Genomic DNA, 22081 nt, shown 5'->3' with positions numbered 1-22081 from the left:
AAAACAATAGGGATTTGTGCTATACTTGGGTGAAACACTCAACAAAACAGCCCAACGATGAAGGGCTCCCAAAGTCTCTTCGCTTCCAGGCGAGAGGTGCACGGAGTTAGGGGCGGAGACGGTGCCTCAGGCGGCAATCATGTTGCCTCGGGGCGTTTCTATAACGGACAAGCCTGACGACAAGGAGCTTGCGATGCGTCTCACTACCAAAGGCCGTTTTGCGGTCACTGCCATGATCGATCTGGCCCTGCGCCAGAACAATGGCCCCGTCACTTTGGCGGCAATCAGCCAGCGGCAACAAATTTCGCTCTCCTACCTGGAGCAGCTTTTCGGCAAGTTGCGCCGGCATGAATTGGTCGAATCCACCCGTGGCCCCGGCGGCGGCTACACGCTGGCCCGCAAGGCGGCGGACATCACCGTGGCGGACATCATCGTCTCGGTGGATGAGCCCATTGATGCCACCCAGTGCGGTGGCAAGGAAAATTGCCTGGGCGAAGCCGGCCGTTGCATGACGCATGAACTGTGGGCGTCGCTCAACCAGCGCATGGTCGAGTTTCTGGACTCGGTCACGCTTCAGAAGCTCGTGGACGACCAATTGGCCAAGGGCGTTCAGATCGAAGACAAGCCCGTCGTGCGCCGTGCCATCTCGACAACGCCGGTCGTGAAGCCGATTCGCGTCAATGCACCCAACTCGGTTTTCGCGTTGGGCAACGTGTTCGCCAAGTCGTGAGTGGATGCCCGGCTTTGGCCGGGCAGTCGCATACGCCGGATTTTGACTTCTGACTCTCGCCAGCCAGACCCCTTACTGAGCCAGCCATGGACATGACCCCCCACTTTCCCATCTATCTCGACTACGGTGCCACTACGCCAGTGGACCCGAGGGTCGTGGATGCCATGATTCCATGGTTGCGCGAGCATTTCGGCAACCCGGCTTCACGGAGCCACGCCTGGGGTTGGGAGGCGGAAGAAGCCGTTGAAAAAGCCCGTGTGGAAGTTGCTCGCCTGATCAATGCGGACCCTCGTGAGATCGTCTGGACGAGCGGGGCCACCGAGTCCAACAACCTGGCCATCAAGGGTGCAGGGCAGTTCTACAAGGGCAAGGGCAAGCACCTGATCACGGTGAAGACCGAGCACAAGGCCGTGCTGGACACCATGCGCGAGATGGAGCGCCAAGGCTTCGAAGTCACCTACCTGGACGTGCAGGAAAACGGCCTGCTCGATTTCGAGGTGCTCAAGGCGGCCATTCGCCCAGACACCATCCTGCTGAGCGTCATGTTCGTGAACAACGAAATCGGGGTGATCCAGGACCTGCCGGCGATCGGTGCCCTGTGCCGTGAAAAGGGCATCATCTTCCACGTGGACGCTGCGCAAGCCACGGGCAAGGTGGACATCGATCTTTCGACGCTGCCTGTCGATCTGATGAGCCTGGCCTCCCACAAGACATATGGCCCCAAGGGCATTGGCGCGCTGTATGTGCGGCGTAAGCCCCGCGTGCGGCTGGAAGCGCAGATGCATGGCGGTGGGCATGAGCGCGGGATGCGTTCCGGTACATTGCCGACCCATCAGATCGTGGGCATGGGCGAGGCTTTCCGCATCGCCCGCGAAGAGATGGCGCAGGATCTGGCAAAAGCCAAGGCACTGCAAAAGCGCCTGCTCGATGGTTTGCACGACATCGAGCAGGTGTTCGTGAACGGCGACATGGAGCGCCGTGTGCCGCACAACCTGAACATCAGCTTCAACTACGTCGAAGGCGAGTCGCTGATCATGGGCATCAAGGGCCTGGCCGTGTCGTCGGGCTCTGCCTGCACTTCCGCCAGCCTGGAACCCAGCTACGTACTGCGCGCTCTGGGCCGCAGCGACGAGCTGGCACACAGCAGCCTGCGCATGACGATCGGCCGCTTCACCACAGAAGAAGAGATCGACTACGCGGTATCCACCATCCGACACAACGTGGCCAAGCTGCGCGAGTTGAGCCCTTTGTGGGAAATGTACAAGGACGGCGTTGACATCAGCGCCATCCAGTGGGCCGCCCATTGATGGCGTCGGTCAGCAGATTCAAGAGGTAAACATCATGGCTTATTCAGACAAAGTGATCGACCATTACGAGAACCCCCGCAATGTGGGCTCGTTCGACAAGGGCGACGATTCGGTGGGCACCGGCATGGTGGGCGCACCGGCGTGCGGCGACGTGATGAAGCTGCAGATCAAGGTCAACCCCGAAACCGGTGTGATCGAAGATGCCCGCTTCAAGACGTATGGCTGCGGTTCGGCGATTGCATCGTCGTCCCTGGTCACGGAATGGGTGAAAGGCAAGACGCTGGATGAGGCGGCTGCCCTCAAGAACGCGGAAATTGCGCAAGAACTGGCCTTGCCTCCGGTCAAGATCCATTGCTCCATCCTGGCGGAAGACGCGATCAAGGCGGCCGTGCAAGACTACAAGGCCAAGCACACCGCTATGGCCGCTGCCTGAACGGGGCGAGGTGACATGGCGATCACATTGACCGAAGCTGCGGCCCGACATGTGAGCCGCTATCTCTCCCGTCGCGGCAAGGGCGTCGGGGTTCGGCTGGGCGTGAAGACGACGGGTTGCTCCGGCTTGGCTTACAAGCTGGAATATGTGGACGAGCAGGGCCCGGAAGACATGGTGTTCGAAGACCATGGCGTGAAGGTGCTCATCGATCCCAAGAGCTTGGCCTACATTGATGGCACCCAGCTGGATTTCGTGCGCGAGGGGTTGAACGAAGGCTTCAAATTCAACAATCCCAACGAGCGCGACCGGTGTGGCTGCGGAGAGAGCTTCCGGGTTTGACCTTTCCATCCACGCTGGTTGCAGTGAACCGCCAACGCGTTCCGTGCTGGCGGTTTTTTTTCTTGACATGAACCTTCAATCCGACGACTTCGTACTCTTCGGCGTGCCACGCCAATTCGCGCAGGATCGCCCGGCCCTGGATGCCCGTTGGAAAGAGTTGCAGCGCGAAGCCCATCCTGATCGATTTGCCATGCATGGCCCCTCGGCGCAACGCCTGGCAATGCAATGGTCGGTGCGCATCAACGAGGCATACCAACGCATCAAGGACCCCCTCAAGCGCGCGGCCTATCTGTGCGAACTGGGCGGCGCGTCGATCCGGGCCGAAGACAACACGGCCATGCCCACCGATTTTCTGATGCAGCAGATGGAATGGCGCGAGGCGCTCGATGACGCAGCGGATCCTTCTTCGTTCGATGCGCTGGAGCAAGCCGTTCGAGACGCGCGCGCTACGGCCCTGCAGCGGTGCGAGCAGCTTTTGGATGGGCAGCGCGACTACGCTGCCGCCGCGAACGAAGTCAGAGCCCTCATGTTCATTGCGCGATTTGCCGACGATATCGACCGCCGCAGAGGCGCACTGGGACAATAGCGCCTGCCTTTATTGATTGATCGATCGAATGGATGCGGCAGCCAGTGCATGCCGCCTCCCACCTAGAAAAAGACCCCATGGCGCTTTTGCAGATTTCAGAACCCGGCCAATCCCCCGATCCGCACCAGCGGCGCATTGCCGTGGGCATCGATTTGGGCACCACCCATTCCCTGGTGGCGGCTGTGCGCAACGGCGTGGCCGAGTGCCTCCCCGACAACCAGGGTCGTGTGTTGCTGCCGTCTGTCGTTCGCTACTTGGCAGAAGGCCGTCGCCAGATCGGCTACGAAGCGGTGGCAGCCCAGGCGCAGGACGCGGGCAATACCATTGCCTCAGCCAAGCGGTTCATGGGGCGCAGCCTGCAGGATATTGCCCATCCCGAAAAGCTCCCCTACGACTTTGTCGAAGCGCAGGATGAAGGCGGCGGTGGCATGGTCTCTCTGAAAACCGTGGACGGCGCCAAGTCGGCGGTGGAGGTCAGCGCGGAGATCCTGGCGACATTGCGCTTCCGTGCCGAAGATAGCTTTGACGACGAGATTTTCGGTGCGGTCATCACCGTCCCGGCTTATTTCGATGATGCGCAGCGCCAAGCCACCAAGGACGCAGCGCGTTTGGCGGGCTTGAATCTGCTGCGGCTCATCAACGAGCCGACTGCCGCCGCCATTGCCTACGGCCTCGACAATGCCAGCGAAGGCGTCTATGCGGTGTATGACCTCGGTGGGGGCACGTTCGATGTGTCGATCCTGCGGCTGACCCAAGGGGTGTTCGAAGTGATCGCCACGGGAGGCGACTCGGCTCTGGGTGGCGACGACTACGACGCGGCGCTGTCCGACTGGGTGCTTCAGCAGCAGGGCCTGGTGGCTGCCACCGCCCGAGACAAGGCCGCCGTTCGGTTGGCCGCCCGCGCATGCAAAGAGGCGCTCAGCGCTGCCGAGACTGCAGCCTTCGTTGCCGAGGTATCGGGCGCGAGCATTGACGTCGCCGTGCACCGGGCTGATCTGGAAGCGGCCACGGCGCCACTCACCCAGCGTTCAATTGCGGCGGCGCGCCGCACCCTTCGCGATGCGCAGCTGTCTCCCGAAGAGGTGCAAGGCGTGGTCATGGTGGGTGGCTCCACGCGCATGCCGCAAGTGCAGCGCGCAGTGCAAGCGTTCTTCGGAACGGAACCACTGAACAATCTGAATCCGGACGAGGTCGTCGCACTGGGTGCCGCCCTTCAGGCCAACCAGTTGGCGGGCAACAATCCATCGGGCGACATGCTGCTGCTGGACGTGATTCCTTTGTCGCTCGGCATCGAAACCATGGGCGGGCTGGTCGAGCGCATCGTGTCTCGCAACGAAACCATTCCCACCGCCAAGGCGCAGGACTTCACCACGTACAAGGACGGACAGACCGCCCTGGCCATTCATGTGGTGCAAGGCGAACGCGACTTGGTGGCGGATTGCCGGAGCTTGGCGCGGTTCGAGCTGCGCGGCATTCCACCGATGGCTGCAGGCGCGGCCAGGATACGGGTCACGTTCACCGTCGATGCCGATGGCCTGCTCAACGTGAGCGCGAAAGAGCAGGGCAGTGGCATCGAAGCGCGCGTCGACGTCAAGCCTTCCTACGGCCTGTCGGACGACCACATTGCACGCATGCTGCAAGAAGGCTTTGCAACGGCCGCGCAGGACATGCGGGCGCGGTCGCTGGTCGAGGCGCGGGTGGATGCCGATCGCATGTTGATGGCCACCCGCAGTGCGCTGGATGCCGATGCCGATCTGCTCGAAACCGACGAACGCGAAACCATTGAAGCACTGATGCTGGCCTTGCAGCAGGCGCGTGAACTGGACGACGCGGCAGCGATCGAGGCGGCGACCCAGGCCCTGGCCCACGGGACCGAGGCATTCGCGGCGCACCGCATGAATCGCGGAATCCAGCAGGCCCTTGGCGGCAAGAACGTGCAAACCCTTTAAACGACGATCCAGCCCCATGCCCGTCATCAAAATACTGCCCCATCCAGAGTACTGCCCCGCGGGCGCCGACATCACGGCGCCTTCCGGTACCTCGATCTGCGAAGCCTTGCTCGACAACGGCATCAAGATCGAGCATGCGTGCGACATGAGTTGTGCCTGCACGACCTGCCATGTGATCGTGCGTGCCGGGGGAGCGTCCCTCAATGAGGCTGAAGAGGAAGAAGAGGACCTGCTCGACCGCGCCTGGGGCCTGGAGCCACAGTCGCGTCTGAGTTGCCAGGCGATTCTTGCCCAGAGCGACGTGACGGTGGAGATCCCCAAGTACACCATCAACCACGCCAAGGAGAACCACTGATGTCGCGTCAGATCGTTCTGGACACGGAAACCACCGGCCTGTCGGCCGAAGGCGGCGACCGCATCATTGAACTGGGATGCGTGGAGTTGCTGAACCGCAAGCTCACCGGCAACAACCTGCACCTGTATTTCAATCCAGGGCGCGACAGCCATGAAGACGCGCTCAAGGTGCACGGCATCAGCAACGAATTCCTGCGGGACAAGCCGAAGTTTGCGGAGATGGCCGACGACATCCTGCAGTACCTGCAGGGTGCGGAAATCATCATCCACAACGCGGCCTTCGACGTGGGCTTCCTCAACAAGGAGCTGGAACTGACAGGCCGCCCAGGCTTCAAGACGTACGTCGAGAGCGTGACCGACACGCTGGTGATGGCCAAGGAGATGTTTCCTGGCAAGCGCAATTCGCTGGATGCCCTGTGCGACCGGCTGGGCGTCGACAATTCCGGCCGCACGCTGCACGGCGCGCTGCTGGATGCGGAACTGCTGGCTGATGTCTACATCAACCTGACGCGCGGGCAGGACCCGTTGCTGATCTCTGATGAAGAAAGCGACACCAAGTCCGGCATTCGTGTGGCGCCGATCGATCTGAGCGCGCTGGTCTTGCAGGTGCTCACCGCCAGCGAACAGGAACTGTCGTTGCACGAGGAGACGCTGGCCCATATCGACAAAGCCAGTGGTGGAAAAACAATTTGGCGAATTGAGTCTTCGGTCGAAAAAGCTGTGCAATAATCATGGGCTTGTCGCAAGACAACACGGGTGATTAGCTCAGCGGTAGAGCACTGCCTTCACACGGCAGGGGTCACATGTTCGATCCATGTATCACCCACCAGTGTTTTTTTGAATCAGAAGTGCGTCGCATGGCTGATTCAATGGGTGATTAGCTCAGCGGTAGAGCACTGCCTTCACACGGCAGGGGTCACATGTTCGATCCATGTATCACCCACCACATCAACCCCTGCAGGCTTTGTCTGCAGGGGTTTTTTGTTGCCTGCTTCGCGATGGATGGGGCCTCGTCGGATGCCCGCCACCAACGCGTTCGGCGCGCTGCGTTCGGCCACAATCGATGGTTTCGATTCCCGAGGCCGCCAGACGATGCTCACCTTTCACAATCCCCTGCACAACGCCCATGCCCCGGTGCATGAGTTCTTTCGCGGCGAACGGGTGCCGTGCTTCGAGAAGCCGGCGCGCCAGGATTATGTCGAGCAGCGTCTGAAAGAGTGCGGCCACGCGCTCTTGGCACCCAATATCGACAGCACTGCCGTGTTGAAGCAAATTCATGCGGAGCGGTATCTGTCGTTCCTGCAGACCGCGTGGCAGCAGTGGCTGGCGCAAGACCCGGCGAATGCCGCTGTGCAGCCGTTTCCCTCCGTGTGGCCGGTTCGCACCTTGCGGTCGGACATCGAACCCGCGAATTTCACAGCGCGCTATGGTCTGTATTCCATAGACAACGGGACTCCGCTGGCCGAAGGCACCTGGGCCGCGGCCAAGGCGGGCGCGGACGCGGCTGCCAGTGCCGCGTCCGCGGTGGGCAGCGGTGCCGCGGGTGCATCGTTTTGCGTGACTCGGCCGCCCGGCCACCATGCGGGGCCGGACTTCATGGGAGGCTACTGTTTCCTCAACAATGCGGCCGTCGCAGCCCAGACGCTGCGCAACTCCGGCATGCCTCGCGTGGCGGTGCTGGATGTGGATTACCACCACGGCAATGGCACCCAAAGCATTTTCTACGAGCGTTCGGATGTGCTGTTCATCAGCATCCATGGCGACCCAATGACTGAATACCCTTTTTATCTGGGCCATGCGGACGAGACCGGCCACGGCGCCGGAGCAGGCTTCAACCTGAATCTTCCGCTGCCCGCCGGCACCGGGTTCGACGCATGGTTTGCCGCATTGGAAAAGGCCTGCGTGGCCATCCTGGCTTACGGGCCGCAAGCGGTGGTGGTCTCCCTGGGCTTGGATACGTTCGAGGGGGATCCCATCTCGCGCTTCTCCTTGGCATCCCGGGACTTTTCTCGGATCGGGCAGCGCCTGGCACAACTGAACCTGCCGACCGTGTTCGTGCTGGAAGGCGGCTATGCCGCCGCAGAGCTGGGTCTCAACGCAGTGAACGTGATCGATGGGTTCGAAGCGCAAGGCAGGCAGTCATCATGACCGAGTCGGTGGATTGCGTTGTCGTTGGCGCGGGGGTGGTGGGCCTGGCCGTTGCGCGCGCCCTGGCCTGCGGGGCCGCGAGGTGCTGGTGCTCGAAGCCGCCAATGCGATTGGCACGGGAACCAGCTCCCGCAACAGCGAAGTGGTGCATGCGGGGATCTATTACCCCCCAGGATCGCTCAAGGCCCGGCTGTGCGTGCAGGGCCGCGACATGCTCTACGCGTATTGCGAGGCAAGGGGCATCGCGCACCGGCGCTGCGGCAAGCTGATCGTTGCCACGTCGGACGAGCAGCGGGCATCGCTGGAAAGCATCCAGCAAAAGGCGCATGCCAATGGCGTCACCGACCTGCAATGGCTGACGCGGGAGCAGGCCCGGGCGTTGGAGCCTGCGCTGGAATGCGTGGCCGCATTGCTGTCGCCCAGCACCGGCATCGTGGACAGCCATGCCTTCATGCTCTCGCTCCAAGGCGATCTGGAGAACCAGGGTGGCATCGTGGCACTGAATTCGCCTCTGGCGCATGCAGTACTAGGGGGTGATGCTATCGTTTTGGAAGCGAGCGACGGTACGCGCTTGGGTGCCGCACGCTGGTGAATGCCGCAGGCCTGCAGGCGCCCGATCTGGCCAAGCGGTTCCATGGGCTCGATCCGCGCCATGTGCCAACGGCCCGGTACGCAAAGGGCAGTTACTTCACGCTGACGGGCGCATCGCCGTTTTCCCGCTTGATCTACCCCGTTCCCGAAGCGGCTGGCCTGGGCGTGCACCTGACACTGGACATGGGACACCAAGCCAAGTTCGGTCCCGACGTGGAGTGGGTGGGCTCGGCCGACGACCTGTCGGTCGATCCTGCGCGCGGCGAGGCGTTCTATGCGGAGGTTCGCCGGTACTGGCCCAGCCTGCGGGATGGCGCTCTGGTGCCTGGCTATGCAGGCATTCGGCCCAAGATCCACGGGCCGGGCGAGCCCGCAGCGGACTTTTGCATCCAAGGCCCTGAAACGCATGGCATGGGTGGGCTCATCCAGCTGTTCGGCATCGAGTCGCCAGGCCTTACCAGTGCGCTGGCGTTGGGCGAGCATGTCGCAGATCAAGTCTCCCGCTGACTTTCTCATCCAAGCGGCCATGGCCTACGGCCGTATGTAAAGCGTGTGACTAAGATGGGGCATCCGCCTACAGCCCGGCTGTATGGGGCGGATTACCTTTATTCCATGCTATGAAAGGCTCTTCATGACTTCTGCATCCAACACGCTTTCTTCCGCGCAAAACGAACTGGAAAAGCTGGTCTCTGACTTGCGTGGCCTTTTGTCCAGCAAGGACCTGGACAGCGTTCCGGAAATCAAGCAACTGCGCCAGCGCCTGGACGATGGCATCCACTCGGTGCGTGACTCCGCTGTGCGCGCTGCCCAGGATGCCGCCTACCAAGCCAAGGAAGCCGCCCGCGCCGCTGACCAATACGCCCATGACGAACCTTGGCGTGTGGCCACCGCTGCCTGGCAGCAGGTGCCTTGGTCGGCTTCCTGCTGGCTCGCCGCTGATCCCCATTAAAAACAATGACCTGATGGCTCAAGAGAGGCTCGCATGAATTGGTTGGCACTTCTGGGATTGGACGGCTGGGTTGCGCGATGGCGCGCTGCCGTCATCGAAGGGGCCATTGCTGCGGAAGACCGGCTGGATCTGGTGAGGCTCGAATGGGCCGAACAGAAGCGGCGCTTGGGCTTGATGGTCATGCTGGTGGTTGCCGTGGGCGGTCTCACGGTCGTCACCCTGGTGCTCGCGTCACTCGCCGTGCTGGTGCAATTTTGGGATTCACCCCAGCGCACGATGGTGGGCTGGCTGGTGGCGGGCACCTGGCTGGTGCTGTGGGCCGGTGCCTTGATCGGATTGATCTCGGTGGCCAAGCAGGCGGGCAACGCTTTCGTGCTGACGCGGCAAGAACTGGCCCAGGATTGGCGTGATATCAAGGAAAGGCTCTGAACCCATGACTTCCACATCGCAAGATGGATCCGCTTCCTTGAGCGATCGCCAGCAAAAGGTTTTAGAGCGCATCGCCATGCAACGCCAGCGCGTGCGCGCACGGCGCGCCGCTCGGTCGCAGGCCATGCAGGTGCAGGCCGCACAAGACCAACGGCAAGCTGCTGACTCAGACACTTCGATGACCATCCGGCTGCTCGCCTTCGCGCGATCGCACCCGGCCGCTGTTGCCGTGGTGGCCGGACTGGCAGTGGTGGCGGGGCCAGCCCGGCTGATTCGGTGGGCGGGTCTGGCCATGCCGCTGATCATGCAGATGCGGCGTTGAGGCCGCGCCTCGCACGCGTCGTAAGCCTTGCGTGGAACATTCGAAAGGACCCTATTGGGTCCTTTTTGCATTGGCTTCAGCGCATGGCCTTGATCGCCCGGGCTGCCTGCGGAACCAGCGAAGGGCCTTGGTAGATGAGGCCGGTGTAGATCTGCACCACATCGGCGCCCGCCTTGATCTTGCTCACGGCGTCGTCCGCACTCAGAATGCCGCCCACGCCAATGATCGGAAATTGCGGCCCCAGTGCCTGCCGCAATTGGCGGATCACCCGATTGCTGGCTTCCAGCACCGGCGCGCCGCTGAGCCCGCCAGTTTCCTCGGCATGCTGCATTCCCTTGACGGCATCGCGGGCAATTGTGGTGTTGGTGGCCACGACGCCATCCATCCCGTGGCGCTGCAGTGTGGCCGCAATCAGCTCAACCTGGGCCGCGTCCAGATCGGGGGCGATCTTGACGAACACCGGTACGCGGCGCGGAGCGCCCTGTGCGTTGGCATGGCGCTGGGCAAGGGCTTCTCGCCGCTCGGCGATGGCGCCCAGCAGTGCATCCAGGGCCTCATCGCTCTGCAAGGCGCGAAGGTTTTGTGTGTTCGGTGAACTGATATTCACCGTGACGTAGTCCGCGTGGGGATAGACGCCGTCCAGGCAGGCCAGGTAGTCCGCAGTGGCGTTCTCGATCGGCGTGGTGGCGTTCTTCCCGATGTTCAATCCCAGCAACATGGGGTGTTTGCGCGCCTGGGTGCGAAAACGCGCCTGCTGCACGTTGTGCAGGAAGGCGTCGAGCCCTTCGTTGTTGAACCCCAAGCGGTTGATGAGCGCGTTGGCCTGCGGCAGCCGGAACATGCGTGGCTTGGGGTTGCCCGGCTGGTCCTTGGGCGTGACGGTGCCAACCTCGACAAAACCGAAACCCATGGCACCCAGTGCGTCGATGCAGCGGGCGTTCTTGTCCAGGCCCGCGGCCAACCCGACCCGGTTGGGAAAGGTCACGCCTGCCAGCGTCACGGGGTCTTCCACGGTGTCGTTGCACCAGGCCCATTGCAAGGGCGTGCGTTGGCCGCGCGACAGCATGTCCATGGTCATGTCGTGGGCGGCTTCGGCATCCATGCCGAAAAGAAGAGGACGGGCGAGGGCGTAGGGGATCAAGGACATGGGGATAATTCGGTGAACTACTCCCGATTTTCCCCCATGACGACACCCTCACCCCTCACCCAAGAAGAACTCAAGGCCCTGGTCGGCCAGGCGGCGCTGCAATACGTCGTGCCCGGCGAGATCGTCGGCGTCGGCACCGGCTCCACGGTGAACCATTTCATCACCGCGCTGGCCACCATCAAAGAGCGCATCCGGGGTGCCGTGTCCAGCTCCGAAGCCAGCACCCAGCGGCTGAAGGCCTTGGGGATTCCCGTGTTCGATGCGAACGAAGTCGAGTCCCTGGCGGTTTACATCGACGGCGCCGACGAGATCGACGGTCAGGGCCACATGGTCAAGGGCGGCGGCGCCGCGCTCACGCGCGAAAAAAATCGTGGCGGCGCTGGCCCGGCAGTTCGTGTGCATTGCCGACGAGTCGAAGCGGGTGGATGCACTGGGCCAGTTTCCGCTGCCCGTGGAAGTGATTCCCATGGCGGCACAGCAGATTGCCCGCCGCTTCGCGGCCCTGGGCGGCCAAGCCACGCTGCGCCAGAAAGACGGCGCGCCTTTGGTGACGGACAACCAGCAGCACATTCTGGATGTGCGTGGCCTGCGCATCACCGATCCACTGGCTTTCGAGTCGGAGGTGAACCAATGGCCGGGCGTCATGACCGTGGGCGTGTTCGCGCACCAGAAAGCCCACGTGTGCCTGCTGGGCACGGCGCAGGGCGTGCACACCGTTCAATACTGAACACCCTCAGGGCCGGGCCGCCGCCGGCCTGATGGCCCGGTACCGAATGGCACTGCAGACCGTGTTGCAATCTGCGGGAGTGACGCCGCGCCCGGCCTGCAGTGCCGGATGTTGCGTCAGAACGTGATGCCTGCCGGGTTGCTTGGCGTTCTGCCACCATTGCCGCTCGGTGCGGCGGGGCGTGGTGCTTCCGCCGGCGCGGCAGGTGCCGCCGCCGCTGCGGGGGTTGCCGGCTTGGCGGCGACCATCGGTGCCGCAGGGGCGCGGCGATAGCTCGGCGGCAGCTGCGATTGCTTGGGGTAGCCTGCCGCGTCGAGGTACTGCATCCACTCGCTGTCCGAAAAGCCGACGAGCTGTTGCGAGCCGATGGTGCCGAACGGCAGGTTGGTCGAGCCGCTGAGGCGCTTGAGCGCATCGGCATCTTCTTCGGTGTTCACCGTGCGTTCGGTGAATGGTACGCCGCGGTTCACCAGCAGGTTGCGCGCGCTCACGCACGGCGCGCAGTCGTTGCCGGTGTAGAGCGTGACCGGGAAACGGGTGGCGACCTGCTGCAGTTCATAAGGCAGGGCCGGGCCGCTGGCGCGTCCGCCGCCGACCTGGGCCGGTGGCGTCTTGGCATCGGGCGCGCGGTCCGAGAAGGTCACTTTTCCATCGGGGCCGACGATGCGGTACACCTGCTGCGCCTGGGCGGGCAGGGCGGTCACGGCCAGGAAGGTCGAAGCCAGCGCGAGGGCAAGGAGCGGTTGCTTCATGTCGTAGGACTCCAAAGGGAACGGTCTCGGGTATCGATGGGCTCAGGCGTTGCCGGCCATGCCTTGGTGGCGCAGCAGCGCATCCAGGCTGGGCGCGCGGCCGCGGAACGCCTTGAACGACTCCATGGCCGGGCGGCTGCCGCCCGCTTCCAGAATGGCCTGGCGGTAGCGGCGCCCGGTCTCGGCGCTGGGCAGGCCGTCCGCACCGGCCGTCTCCTCGAACGCGGCGTAAGCGTCCGCGCTGAGCACTTCGGCCCATTTGTAGCTGTAGTAGCCTGCGGCATACCCGCCTGCGAAGATGTGGCTGAAGGTGTGGGCGGTGCGGCTGAAGGCCGGCGGCGTCAGCACCGACACCTCGCTGCGGACCTGGGCCAGCAGGGGCATGAAGTCCTGCGACGGGTCGTGCGAGGTGTGCAGCAGCATGTCGAACAGTGCGAATTCGATCTGCCGCAGCGTGCCCATGCCGCTCTGGAAATTCTTCGCCGCGATCATCTTGTCGAACAGCGCGCGCGGCAGCGGCTCGCCAGTTTCCACATGGGCGGTCATGTGCTTGAGCACGTCCCACTCCCAGCAGAAGTTTTCCATGAACTGGCTTGGCAACTCGACCGCATCCCATTCGACGCCGCTGATGCCCGAGACATCGCGCTCGTTGATCTGGGTGAGCATGTGGTGCAGGCCGTGGCCGAACTCGTGGAACAGCGTGATGACGTCGTCATGGGTCAGCAGCGGCGGCGCACCGTTCACGCCTTCGGCGAAGTTGCACACCAGGTGCGCCACGGGCGTTTGCAGTTTGCCCGTGTCGGGGCGCAGCCAGCGGGTGCGCACATCGTCCATCCAGGCGCCGCCGCGTTTGCCGTTGCGCGCTGGCTGGTCCAGGTAGAACTGGCCCACGAGCTCCGTGCCGCGCTCGATGCGGTAGAACTCCACGGCCGGGTTCCAGACGGGCGCGCTGTCGCGGCGAATGGCCACTTCGAACAGCGTCTCAACGATCTTGAACAGGCCGGCCAGGGCCTTGGGCGCGGTGAAATACTGTTTGACTTCCTGCTCGCTGAAGGCGTAGCGCGCTTCCTTGAGCTTCTCGGAGATGTAGGGCCAGTCCCAGGCCTGCGGATCGGCAATGCCGAGATCCTTCGCGGCGAACTCGCGCATGTCGGCGACGTCTTTTTCGGCGTAGGGCCGGGCACGGCGGGCCAGGTCACGCAGGAAGTCGATCACCTCCTGGGGCGAGTCGGCCATCTTGGCGACGACCGACACCTCGCCGAAATTGGCGTAGCCCAACAGTTGTGCTTCTTCCTTGCGCAGGGCGAGGATCTCTCGGATGAGCGCGCTGTTGTCGAAGCGTTTGGCATCGCCTTCGGCCTGGTCCGAGGCGCGGGTGACATAGGCGCGGTACAGCGTTTCGCGCAAGGCGCTGCTGCGGGCGAACTGCATCACCGGCAGGTAGCAAGGCATCTTGAGGGTGAGCTTGTAGCCGGCCTTGCCCTCGGCTTGCGCGGCGGCCAGTGCGGCCTGCTTCACGTCTTGGGGCAGCCCGTCGAGCTCGTCTTCCCGGGCGTAGTAGGCGAAGGCGTCGGTGGCGTCGAGCGCGTTTTCGCTGAACTTCTGGCTGAGTTCCGCCTGGCGTTCCTGGATTTGCGCGAATCGTTCGCGCGCCGGGCCCTGCAGCTCGGCGCCCGACAGCACGAAGTTGCGCACGGCGTTGCGCAAGGCCTGGCGCTGCTCGGTGTTCAGCGTCTGCGGATCGATGGCCTTGTACTTGGCGTACAGGCGTTCATCGGCGCCCAGGCGGGTCCAGAACTCGGTGACGCGGGGCAGGGCCTCGTTGTAGGCCGCGCGCAGTTCGGGGGTGTCGGCCACGCTGTTGAGGTGGCTCACCGCGCCCCAGGAGCGCCCCAGCGCTTCGGTCGCGACATCCAGCACCTGGGCAATCGATTCCCATCGCGCCGGAAAGTCGGGCGCCGTGACGGTTTCCAGTGCCGCGCTCGCACGTTGCAGCAGCACATCGACCGCCGGAGCCACGTCGCTGGGCTGGATGCGGTCGAACAGGGGGAGGTCGGAGGGGGCGAGGAGGGGATTGCTCATGCGCGGATAGATGGCGTTGGATGGGTCAGGTTCAAGCCGGCCGTGGCAGCAAAAATGGTCAGGCGGCTGCGCGCTCCGCGGCTTCGAGCGTGTTGACGAGCAGCATGGTGATGGTCATGGGGCCGACGCCGCCGGGCACGGGCGTGATCCAGCCGGCCACCTCGCTCACGCTGGCGAAGTCCACGTCGCCGCAGAGCTTGCCTTCGTCGTTGCGGTTCATGCCCACGTCGATCACCACCGCGCCGGGCTTGACCATGTCGGCCGTGAGCACGTTGCGCTTGCCCACGGCGGCCACGATCACGTCCGCCTGAAGGGTCTGCGCCTTCAGATCTTGCGTGGCGCTGTGGCACACGGTCACGGTGGCGTTCTTTTGCAGCAGCATGAGCGCCATCGGCTTGCCCACGATGTTGCTGCGGCCGATGACCACCGCATGCTTGCCCTGCAGCGAGTAACCGATGGATTCGAGCATCTTCATGCAGCCATAGGGCGTGCAGGGCCAGAAACCGGGCATGCCGGTCATGAGCGCGCCGGCGCTGGCGATGTGAAAGCCGTCCACGTCCTTGGCGGGCGAGATCGCCTCGATGACCTTCTGCGCGTCGATGTGCGCGGGCAGCGGCAACTGCACCAGGATGCCGTGGATGGCCGGGTCGTTGTTCAGTGCCTCGACGCGGGCGAGCAGTTCGGCCTCGCTCATCGTGGCATCGTACTTTTCCAGCACCGAATGCAGCCCGCTGTCCTCGCAGGCCTTGACCTTGTTGCGCACGTAGACCTGGCTGGCAGGGTTGTCGCCCACCAGCACCACGGCCAGGCCGGGGACGGTGCCGCGCGCTTTCAGGGCAGCGGCGCGCTGGGCCACTTCGGTGCGCAGTTGGCGGGAGAGGGCGTTGCCGTCGATCAGTTGGGCTGTCATTCGTCGAGAAACTCAGGTTGGCAATGAAAACGGCTGCCTGCCGGCGGTTTGATTGTGCTGGCAGCTATCAAATCAGGAGCAATCAGCCTTTGGGCGCGTTCTGGCCGAGGGCGATCTTGAGCAGGTCGGCCACGGTGTTGGCGTTCAGCTTTTCCATGATGTTGGCGCGGTGCGCCTCCACGGTCTTGATGCTGATGCCCAGGTCGTCGGCGATCTGCTTGTTCAGGCGGCCGGCGACGATGCGCTCCAGCACCTGGGCTTCACGGCCGGTGAGCTTGGACAGCAGGGCGTCGCGGCTGGCGGCCTGCTGGTGGCCGGCGAACGATTCGCGCGCCCGGTCGAGCATGCGGTCCACCAGGCCCACGAGCTCTTCCTCGTTGAACGGCTTCTGGATGAAATCGAGCGCGCCTTTCTTCATGGTGTTCACGGCCATGGGCACGTCGCCGTGGCCGGTGATGAAGACGACGGGCAGGGGGGACTTGCGTTCGAGGAGCCGGTCCTGCAGTTCCAGGCCGGTCATGCCGCCCATGCGGATGTCCACGATGAGGCAGGCGACTTCGCGGGGGTCGTAGCGCGAGAGGAAGGATTCCGCCGAATCAAAGCAGCGCACCCGATAGTCCTTGCCTTCCAGCAACCACTGCAGGGAGTCGCGGACGGCTTCGTCGTCATCCACGACGTAGACGGTGCCTTTTTTCGGAATCAAGCTCATGCAGGGGTCCTTGGATGTGATGCGTTTGCTACAGAATTCGTAGTGGCATCCGCAGGCTGCGCCAGCGGAAGCCAGAAGGAGAACCGGCAGCCGGTGACCTCCGGGCCATTGTAGAGGTTCTCCGCCTGCATCCTCCCCTGGTGGGACTCGACGATGCTGCGGCACAGGTTCAGGCCCATGCCCATGCCTTCCTGCTTGGTGGAGAAGAAGGCCTCGAACAGATGCTCCAGCACTTCGGGGGCCAGGCCCTTGCCGGTGTCCTGCACCGTGAACTCGATCACCTCGCGGCCTTCGAGCTGGCGGGGAACGACACGCAGCTCCACGCTGCGCCGGGGCGGTGGGCGCTGGGCGTGCTCGATGGACTCGGCGCCGTTCTTCATCAGGTTGACCAGCACCTGCTCGATCAGGATGGTGTCGGCCATCACCTGGGGCAGCCGCGCCGCCACGTAGTGGGTCAGGCGCACGTTGTGCCGGCGCAGTTCGATGTCGGCCAGCTCGACCGCCTCGCTGACCATGGTGTGGACGTCCGCCAGGGCGCGGTTGGGCTCGCTGCGCTTCACGAAGGCACGGATGCGCTGGATGATCTGCCCCGCCCGCTGCGCTTGGTGGGCGGTCTTTTGCAGCGCGGACAGCAGCGCCTCTTCGGTGATCTGTCCGCTTTCGATGCGCGAGACCATGCCGCTGCAGTAGTTGCTGATGGCGGTGAGCGGCTGGTTCAGTTCGTGCGCCACGCTGGAGGCCATCTCGCCCATGGTGATGAGCCGGCTGACCGACTGGGCGCGCTCGGCCTGCCGCGCGGCCTGTTCCTCGGCCTGGCGGCGCGGCGTGATGTCGGTGGCAATCACCATCTGGGCCAGTCGTCCGTCCACCCAGTTCAGGTAGCGCGATCGCACTTCGAGCCACTTGCCCAGGTCCGGCAGGTAGATCTCGGCGTTTTCGGACCGGGCGCTGGTGAGCGGGTCGGTGGGCAGGCCCATCAGTCCGTCCTCGTCGTCCATGCCGCGCGCGCTGGCGGTGGTGGAGGGCAGCACGCCCGCCTGCGCGACCAGTTGCAGATGCCCGCCCGTCTGCGAGCCGAACCACTGGCGGTACAGCTTGTTGGCGAACAGCAGTTCCTCACTGCCCAGCGGCGCGACCGACACCGAGGCATCGAGGGACTCCAGCACGATGGTGAAGCGCTCGTGCGATGCGGACAGCTGCTCGCGCACGCGGTTGGGCTCGGTGATGTCGGTCATCGACGTCATCCAGCCGGTCTGGTGGCCATGGGCGTCGATCAGGGGCGAGACATACAGGCGCGCGTCGAACAGCGTGCCGCTCTTGCGCTTGACCCGCACCTGGAACCCGCCCAGCGTGACCTTGCCGCTCAGCTCGTCGCGCAGCTTGGCGTGCAGCGCCTCGTGGTCGCTCTCGGGCCAATAGGTGTAGGGCGGCGACTGGCCGACCAGATCGGCCTCGTTCCAGCCCGTCATCTGGCAGAACGCGGCGTTCACGTAGGTGATGCGCCCTTGCATGTCCAGGGCGCGCATGCCGGTGAGGATGGAGTTTTCCATCGCCCGGCGGAAGTTGGTTTCGGCCACCAGCGCCTGCTGGGCCTGCATGCGCCGGCGCGTGTGGCGCCAGGTGGCGATCAGCAGCCAGGCCGTCATGGCGCTCAGCGTGCCCACCAGCCAGAACAGCCCGCTGCCCACCACGCCGAGCGAGGTGCGGTAGGCCTGCGCGCGCAGCACGAGGCCGTTGCCCACGGGCGAGACCGGCACCTCGTATTCGTTGGCGCGTGCGGTCCACGGCAGCAGCCCGGAGGCGCTGCGCGGCGTGAGCGCGCTGCCCGCCAGCACCTGATCGCGCCCATCCAGCATGGTGACGGCGTAGCGCGCCAGCACCTCGGTCGGCGTGCCGTAGCGCAGCAGGCTGTCGATGGAATATTCCGCCAGCACCACGCCGGTGAACTTGCCCTGTGCGGCCAGCGGCACCTGCAGCTGCAGCAGCGGGGCGGTTTCGCCTTCGGTGCCGTTGGGCTGGGCGTACACGGGCTGCTGCAGGTCCCGGGCGAGGCTGAAGGTGTCGGCGGTGTCGCCGTTCTTGAGCACCTCGCCCGCCACGCGCAACTGGCCGCTGGTGACGGTGGGCGCCGCATGGCTGGCGCGGATGCGGCGGCGGTCGTCGATCCAGCTGATGGCCTGCAGTTCAGGGTACTGGCTGATGAGGCCTTCGGCACGCGCCACGAAGTCGGCGCGCTCCAGATCCTGGTTGGAGAGGTCGCGCGCGATGCGCATGATCTGCTCCTGCCGCTCCAGCAGGCGCAGCCGCACGCGCTGCTGCGCGTATTCCACGTCGCGCTTGAGGGCTTCCTGCTCGCGCTCGCCTTCTTCCATGCGCAAATACCAAAACGCCGCCACGATGGCCGCCAGGAACATCAGCACGGCGGCCAGTGGCGCCAGGGCCGCGAAGCGGTCCTGGCGGGTGGGGGAGAGGCTGCGCCACCAGGTGCGCCACCAGCGCACGGGGGCGACCACGGCGGGCCCGATGGCGGGGGGCGGAGAAGGCGGACGTTCCATGGGCGGAGTGTAGGGGAGCACTGGAGGCGTTCTTCCGTTATGAAAAATGTGCACTTGCAGCAATATTTTGCATTATGAAAATGAAAAGCACAATTTGAAATACCAAAAAAATATGAGACACTCGCCCGAAATTTCCAACGCCAGCACCCATAAAGGAGACAGGCATGTCAGCTCAGACCGACCCCCAGGCCGGAAACCCGGCGTCGTCCACCCCCGACACCGATCAGCAGGAAACCCGTGAGTGGATGGATGCGCTGAGCGCCGTCATCGACAAGGAAGGTGCAGAGCGCGCCCACTTCCTGATCGAGCAACTGCTCGAACATGCCCGCCAAAGCAGCATCGACCTGCCTTTCTCCGCCAACACTGGCTACGTGAACACCCTGGAGTCGAACCAGGAAGCCCGCTGCCCCGGCAACCTTGAAATCGAAGGCCGCCTGCGCGCCTACATGCGCTGGAACGCCATGGCCATGGTCGTCAAGGCCAACCGCCACCATCCGCCCGAAGGCGGCGACCTGGGCGGCCACATCGGCTCGTTCGCCTCGCTGGCCAACATGTTCGGCGCCGGCTTCAACCACTTCTGGCACGCCGAGAGCGAAAACCACGGCGGCGACCTGCTGTACATCCAGGGCCACGTGTCGCCCGGCATCTACGCCCGCGCTTACCTGGAAGGCCGCCTGTCCGAAGAGCAACTGCTCAACTTCCGCCAGGAAGTGGACGGCAAGGGCCTGTCCAGCTACCCGCACCCCAAGCTGATGCCCGAGTTCTGGCAGTTCCCCACGGTGTCGATGGGCCTGGGCCCGCTGATGGCGATCTACCAGGCGCGCTTTCTCAAGTACCTGCATGCCCGCGGCATCGCCAACACCGAAAACCGCAAGGTCTGGGTGTTCTGCGGCGACGGCGAGATGGACGAGGTCGAATCGCTGGGCGCCATCGGCCTGGCCGCGCGCGAGAACCTCGACAACCTGATCTTCGTCATCAACTGCAACCTGCAGCGCCTGGACGGCCCGGTGCGCGGCAACGGCAAGATCATCCAGGAGCTGGAGAGCGAGTTCCGCGGCTCCGGCTGGAACGTCATCAAGCTGCTGTGGGGCAAGGGCTGGGACGACCTGCTGGCGCGCGACAAGGACGGCGCGCTGCGCAAAATCATGATGGAGTGCAACGACGGGGACTACCAGTCGTTCAAGGCCAACGACGGCGCCTACGTGCGCAAGCACTTCTTCGGCCGCGATCCGCGCACGCTGAAGATGGTCGAGCACATGAGCGACGACGAGATCTGGAACCTGCGCCGCGGCGGCCACGATTCGCAGAAGGTCTACGCCGCCTTCCACGCCGCCAACGAGCACAAGGGCCAGCCCACCGTGCTGCTGGTCAAGACCGTCAAGGGCTTCGGCATGGGCAAGATCGGCGAGGGCAAGAACACCGTCCACCAGACCAAGAAGCTCGGCGACGAAGACATCAAGGCCTTCCGCGACCGCTTCAACATCCCGATTCCGGACAGCCAGATCGCCGACCTGCCGTTCTACAAGCCGGCCGACGACACTCCCGAAATGAAGTACCTGCACGAGCGCCGCAAGGCCCTCGGCGGCTACCTGCCCAAGCGCCGCGTGAAGGCCGACGAAAGCTTCACCGTGCCCGCGCTGGAAACGTTCAAGGCCATCCTCGAGCCCACGCCCGAAGGCCGCGAAATCTCCACCACGCAAGCCTACGTGCGCTTTCTCACGCAGTTGCTGCGCGACCAGGCCCTGGGCCCGCGCGTGGTGCCCATCCTGGTAGACGAGGCCCGCACGTTCGGCATGGAAGGCCTGTTCCGCCAGATCGGCATCTACAACCCGCACGGTCAGCAGTACACCCCGGTCGACAAGGACCAGGTCATGTACTACAAGGAAGACAAGGCCGGCCAGATCCTGCAGGAAGGCATCAACGAAGCCGGCGGCATGAGCAGCTGGATCGCGGCCGCCACTTCGTACAGCACCAACAACCGCATCATGGTGCCGTTCTACGTGTACTACTCGATGTTCGGCTTCCAGCGCATCGGCGACCTGGCCTGGGCGGCGGGCGACATGCAGGCGCGCGGCTTCCTGCTGGGCGGCACCTCGGGCCGCACCACGCTGAACGGCGAAGGCCTGCAGCATGAAGACGGCCACAGCCACATCCTGGCTGGCACCATCCCCAACTGCGTGAGCTACGACCCGACGTTCGCCCACGAAGTCGCGGTGATCATGCACGACGGCATGAAGCGCATGGTCGAGCGCCAGGAAAACGTCTTCTACTACCTCACGCTGCTGAACGAAAACTACCCGATGCCCGGCCTGCAGCCCGGCACCGAAGAGCAGATCATCAAGGGCATGTACCTGTGCAAGCAGGCGCCGGCCCTCAAGAAGGACGCCCCCACCGTGCAGCTGCTGGGCAGCGGCACCATCCTGCGGGAGTCGTTCTTCGCGCAGGAACTGCTGGAAAAGGACTGGGGCGTGGCCGCTTCCGTGTGGAGCTGCCCGAGCTTCAACGAGCTGACCCGCGACGGCCAGGACGCCGACCGCTGGAACCTGCTGCACCCCACCGAAACGCCGCGCGTGCCGTTCGTGGAGGAGCAGTTGTCCAAGACCACCGGCCCGGTCATCGCCTCCACCGACTACATGAAGGCCTACGCCGAGCAGATCCGCCCCTTCATCCCCAAGGGCCGCGCCTACAAGGTGCTTGGCACCGACGGGTTCGGGCGCAGCGACTTCCGCCGCAAGCTGCGCGAGCACTTCGAGATCAACCGCCACTACATCGTCGTGGCGGCGCTCAAGGGCCTGGCGGACGACGGTGTGGTGCCGGCGGCCAAGGTGGCCGAGGCGATCCAGAAGTACGGCATCAACACCGACAAGATCAACCCGCTCTACGCTTGAACACCGATCGGAGACGCACGGTGAACCCCCACGCTCATATTCATTCGCTGCCCCCCAAGGGGGCACATGCCTCCTTTGAGGCGGCTCGGCAGGAGGCATAAACATGGCATTGGTAGATATCCAGGTCCCGGACATCGGGGATTTCGACGAAGTGGGCGTGATCGAGTTGCTGGT

At 64.2% G+C, this 22081-nt stretch carries 18 protein-coding genes, 2 tRNA genes and 3 pseudogenes; 17 read left to right on the top strand and 6 right to left on the bottom strand.

Going from position 1 to position 22081, the window contains the following annotated elements; genetic code table 11:
* Positions 1–193: 193 nt before the first annotated feature.
* The 15 genes and pseudogenes from iscR (at position 194) to AC27KI_RS05815 (ending at position 10137) form a co-directional block, all read left to right on the top strand.
* Positions 194–730 carry a Fe-S cluster assembly transcriptional regulator IscR gene (gene iscR, locus AC27KI_RS05885; RefSeq protein ID WP_092739258.1) on the top strand — a complete coding sequence of 179 codons (537 nt, stop codon included), beginning with the start codon at positions 194–196 and terminating at the stop codon, positions 728–730.
* Positions 731–816: 86 nt separating this feature from the next.
* Positions 817–2037, top strand: coding sequence for an IscS subfamily cysteine desulfurase (locus AC27KI_RS05880; protein WP_284404008.1), 1221 nt, complete (start codon positions 817–819; stop codon positions 2035–2037).
* 34 nt (positions 2038–2071) lie between these two features.
* Entirely contained in the window at positions 2072–2470 is a 399-nt protein-coding gene (iscU, locus tag AC27KI_RS05875) for a Fe-S cluster assembly scaffold IscU (protein ID WP_272553075.1), read from the top strand.
* Positions 2471–2485: 15 nt separating this feature from the next.
* Positions 2486–2809 (top strand): iron-sulfur cluster assembly protein IscA, encoded by a 324-nt coding sequence (gene iscA / locus AC27KI_RS05870; RefSeq protein ID WP_092739252.1) that lies wholly within the window; start codon positions 2486–2488, stop codon positions 2807–2809.
* Positions 2810–2876: 67 nt separating this feature from the next.
* Positions 2877–3395, top strand: coding sequence for a Fe-S protein assembly co-chaperone HscB (gene hscB, locus AC27KI_RS05865; RefSeq protein ID WP_487113018.1), 519 nt, complete (start codon positions 2877–2879; stop codon positions 3393–3395).
* A gap of 77 nt (positions 3396–3472) precedes the next feature.
* Positions 3473–5344 (top strand): Fe-S protein assembly chaperone HscA, encoded by a 1872-nt coding sequence (gene hscA / locus AC27KI_RS05860; RefSeq protein WP_487113006.1) that lies wholly within the window; start codon positions 3473–3475, stop codon positions 5342–5344.
* Positions 5345–5360: 16 nt separating this feature from the next.
* Positions 5361–5699: an ISC system 2Fe-2S type ferredoxin gene (fdx, locus tag AC27KI_RS05855; RefSeq protein WP_272569129.1), complete on the top strand. Its 339-nt coding sequence runs from the start codon at positions 5361–5363 to the stop codon at positions 5697–5699.
* Entirely contained in the window at positions 5699–6427 is a 729-nt protein-coding gene (dnaQ, locus tag AC27KI_RS05850) for a DNA polymerase III subunit epsilon (RefSeq protein WP_272569130.1), read from the top strand. Before fdx ends, dnaQ begins: the two co-directional genes overlap by 1 nt.
* A gap of 25 nt (positions 6428–6452) precedes the next feature.
* Positions 6453–6527, top strand: a tRNA-Val gene (locus AC27KI_RS05845).
* A gap of 42 nt (positions 6528–6569) precedes the next feature.
* Positions 6570–6644, top strand: a tRNA-Val gene (locus AC27KI_RS05840).
* Positions 6645–6790: 146 nt separating this feature from the next.
* Positions 6791–7846 carry a histone deacetylase family protein gene (locus AC27KI_RS05835; protein WP_487113016.1) on the top strand — a complete coding sequence of 352 codons (1056 nt, stop codon included), beginning with the start codon at positions 6791–6793 and terminating at the stop codon, positions 7844–7846.
* Positions 7843–8944 (top strand): annotated as a pseudogene (locus AC27KI_RS05830) (NAD(P)/FAD-dependent oxidoreductase). The gene AC27KI_RS05835 and the pseudogene AC27KI_RS05830 overlap by 4 nt, the downstream one beginning before the upstream one ends.
* Positions 8945–9068: 124 nt before the next feature.
* Positions 9069–9376 (top strand): annotated as a pseudogene (locus AC27KI_RS05825) (ElaB/YgaM/YqjD family protein).
* A 43-nt stretch (positions 9377–9419) separates the two neighbouring features.
* Entirely contained in the window at positions 9420–9815 is a 396-nt protein-coding gene (locus AC27KI_RS05820; protein ID WP_284404019.1) for a phage holin family protein, read from the top strand.
* 37 nt (positions 9816–9852) lie between these two features.
* The gene (locus AC27KI_RS05815; RefSeq protein WP_317358037.1) at positions 9853–10137 is read left to right on the top strand and encodes a hypothetical protein; all 285 of its coding nucleotides are present in this window, start codon (positions 9853–9855) and stop codon (positions 10135–10137) included.
* A 76-nt stretch (positions 10138–10213) separates the two neighbouring features.
* Here the strand turns inward: AC27KI_RS05815 and AC27KI_RS05810 are convergent, their stop codons facing one another.
* Positions 10214–11284: a quinone-dependent dihydroorotate dehydrogenase gene (locus AC27KI_RS05810; RefSeq protein WP_487113004.1), complete on the bottom strand. Its 1071-nt coding sequence runs from the start codon at positions 11282–11284 to the stop codon at positions 10214–10216.
* 36 nt (positions 11285–11320) lie between these two features.
* Here AC27KI_RS05810 and rpiA point away from each other — a divergent pair.
* Positions 11321–12011: pseudogene (gene rpiA, locus AC27KI_RS05805) on the top strand (ribose-5-phosphate isomerase RpiA).
* A gap of 116 nt (positions 12012–12127) precedes the next feature.
* Here the strand turns inward: rpiA and AC27KI_RS05800 are convergent.
* From AC27KI_RS05800 to AC27KI_RS05780, 5 genes are all read right to left on the bottom strand, one after another.
* Positions 12128–12763, bottom strand: coding sequence for a glutaredoxin domain-containing protein (locus AC27KI_RS05800; RefSeq protein WP_284412999.1), 636 nt, complete (start codon positions 12761–12763; stop codon positions 12128–12130).
* A 42-nt stretch (positions 12764–12805) separates the two neighbouring features.
* A complete protein-coding gene (locus tag AC27KI_RS05795; RefSeq protein WP_487113002.1) occupies positions 12806–14845 on the bottom strand; it encodes a M3 family metallopeptidase in 2040 nt (679 codons plus the stop codon).
* A 58-nt stretch (positions 14846–14903) separates the two neighbouring features.
* Entirely contained in the window at positions 14904–15755 is an 852-nt protein-coding gene (gene folD / locus AC27KI_RS05790; protein ID WP_487113000.1) for a bifunctional methylenetetrahydrofolate dehydrogenase/methenyltetrahydrofolate cyclohydrolase FolD, read from the bottom strand.
* Between the two features lie 82 nt (positions 15756–15837).
* The gene (locus AC27KI_RS05785) at positions 15838–16464 is read right to left on the bottom strand and encodes a response regulator transcription factor (protein ID WP_092739228.1); all 627 of its coding nucleotides are present in this window, start codon (positions 16462–16464) and stop codon (positions 15838–15840) included.
* Positions 16461–19019, bottom strand: coding sequence for a PAS domain S-box protein (locus tag AC27KI_RS05780; RefSeq protein WP_487088835.1), 2559 nt, complete (start codon positions 19017–19019; stop codon positions 16461–16463). Before AC27KI_RS05780 ends, AC27KI_RS05785 begins: the two co-directional genes overlap by 4 nt.
* Positions 19020–19183: 164 nt before the next feature.
* Here AC27KI_RS05780 and aceE point away from each other — a divergent pair, with 164 nt between their 5' ends.
* Positions 19184–21907 carry a pyruvate dehydrogenase (acetyl-transferring), homodimeric type gene (gene aceE / locus AC27KI_RS05775; protein WP_284425764.1) on the top strand — a complete coding sequence of 908 codons (2724 nt, stop codon included), beginning with the start codon at positions 19184–19186 and terminating at the stop codon, positions 21905–21907.
* The last annotated feature ends 174 nt before the right edge of the window (positions 21908–22081 follow it).

The organism is Acidovorax sp. KPB24-03 (assembly GCF_057546605.1).
The sequence above is the reverse complement of the archived record's forward strand: the minus strand, read 5'-3'. Positions and strand labels throughout refer to the sequence as shown.